The sequence below is a fragment of the Paraclostridium sp. genome (genome assembly GCF_051657365.1).
Taxonomy (GTDB): Bacteria; Bacillota; Clostridia; order Peptostreptococcales; family Peptostreptococcaceae; genus Paraclostridium.
Genome location: NZ_JBOFKN010000224.1, coordinates 1 through 1,971, shown reverse-complemented (window position 1 = coordinate 1,971; position 1,971 = coordinate 1). Strand labels below are relative to the sequence as shown.

The window sequence follows — 1,971 nt, the reverse complement described above, 5'->3', positions numbered from 1 at the left end:
GCATTTTTTGCTTGCGCAATATCCACACGAGCTTACCTCGGCAGCATATGGAATCACAGGTAGAACCCGTTATGGGGATTCAAGGAGTAAGGAAAATGAAGAGAATCAATAAACTGCATTTATGCTCGCTGATGATGGCTATTTCAGGTGCTCTGCTATCAGGTAATGTCAGTGCCAAACTTTCGAACGATAACGTTGATGCGTTCGCGGGAATTGAACCTGCATTGGAACTAACTTGCTCCGATATAAACTTCGGTGTTTGGCGCCTAAAATCAGGATCCCGTGGTAATGTCACAAAAATTACATTACCAGCTGATGGTGCGACAGCCACTGCTGATGTTGGTGCCGCGCTTTCCACTTCAAACGGCTATCAAGCACCTGCACGGTCTTCATGCCAGCTGAAAGGGTCTACAGCTCCAGATGCTACAGCCTCGACTGTGACATTAGCGAATGCCACCAATGTGTCATTTACTGGTACCAACAGCAATAATTTTGCCAATACGCTAAAAGCGCCTGTCGCCGCAGCTACTTTAACCGCCAATTTTGTACCCAGCACCCTAGCACCTGTTATCAGTGGGGGTGGTACACAGTTTTACATTGGCGGAGATTTGACGATTCCTGATAACCTCATTGATAACAACTACGGCTCATACAAAACTGTAACTCCGATTACCATTACGCTCGAAGACGGGCAACAATAAGTGATTATATGGACACGACCGGTGAACACCGGTCGTGATTTTTTTATGCCGACCGGACAAGAAAGGACGTTGTATGTTATCTCAGATTTCATCTGTGTTTACTGCAGAAAACCGGCGTATAAGCGCATCTTTCTTCGTATTTCCTATGCTGCTAACACTTGCGGCTCCAGCGCACGCTGAACTTGCATCAACCACCCCAAAGGGGCTTTCTGTCGCGCTATCAGATAACGTGCTGGTCTTGAATGATACTGACCGTTCGGCCTCACTGGAGCTGGTTAATCTCGGACAATTGCCCACCGAGTTCGCGCTGCAATCGGTCAAGATGGTAATGAATGCCAAAACCCAAGACGGCAGTGAATTTATTCGCTGGGCACCACAACGCGCCAAAGTACCCGCCAATCAAACGATGCCAATGCGGATTTCAGCTCGTCAGCTGGATAAACTCCCCCCCGGTGAATACATGCTAAAACTAAATGTCTCGGCACTGACCAGACCCGGGCCTGAAGCCAAAACCGCAGATAAAGCACAAGGCGTTGCAGTAACCATTCCCATCATGCCGGTGCTACCTGTGACCGTGTATTTACGCCATGGCATTGATACCCCAGGAATTCGTGCGCAGAAGTTGGTATATACCCCCAAAGACCGCGAATATCTGGGTTACTTCCCTGTCACTAAAACCGTGCCAGGACAAAGTTTTGTTGGCCAAATTCAAGTGGTCAACCAAGCAACCGGCGATGTATTGAGCTCTGGCCGTCTGCATTTGCGCCCCACCACCAATGAAAGTGTTGTCCGTATGCCGCGCGGCAAATTCACCGCCGGTGCTGCGGGAACCTATTGCCTGAAAATTTGGGATCACTTCCCCGCCAAGGGAAACCCAATACAGGAACAGTGCAACGGCTGAGCCATGGCAATTTTCAGGCAACAAACCGCCCTGCGCTTAGCGCTGATATTGTTGGCTCTGAGCGCGGGGGTTAGCTTCGGTACGGCTTCAGCGGTACCACCGGGCTCGCCACCCATAGCGGCAGCAGAGTCGGTTGCCGGAACAGCGCCTAATCCAGAGCCGAATACTGTACCAGATACGACATCGCAGAGCGGGTCTGACATTGCAGAGACATTCGTTGCTGAACTCAATATTAATGGCAACATCACGCCCGATTTTCTGGATATTGCGCTGGTTCATGGCAGCCTCTTTGTTTCAGCCGCCGCTTTATTTACTGCGGCGGACGCAACCGGAGAGCAGCCAGACAATCAGCAGCTTAATCTGTTGTTA

At 50.1% G+C, this 1,971-nt stretch carries 3 protein-coding genes; all 3 read left to right on the top strand.

The window, feature by feature from the left end:
* On the top strand, window positions 1-701 hold a 701-nt coding region (locus ACRCYC_RS17825), incomplete at its 5' end, for a hypothetical protein (RefSeq protein ID WP_438620451.1).
* A 73-nt stretch (window positions 702-774) separates the two neighbouring features.
* Window positions 775-1,602: a hypothetical protein gene (locus ACRCYC_RS17820; protein WP_438620450.1), complete on the top strand. Its 828-nt coding sequence runs from the start codon at window positions 775-777 to the stop codon at window positions 1,600-1,602.
* Window positions 1,603-1,605: 3 nt separating this feature from the next.
* Window positions 1,606-1,971, top strand: a 366-nt coding sequence (locus tag ACRCYC_RS17815) for a hypothetical protein (protein ID WP_438620449.1), incomplete at its 3' end; no start/stop codon positions are given.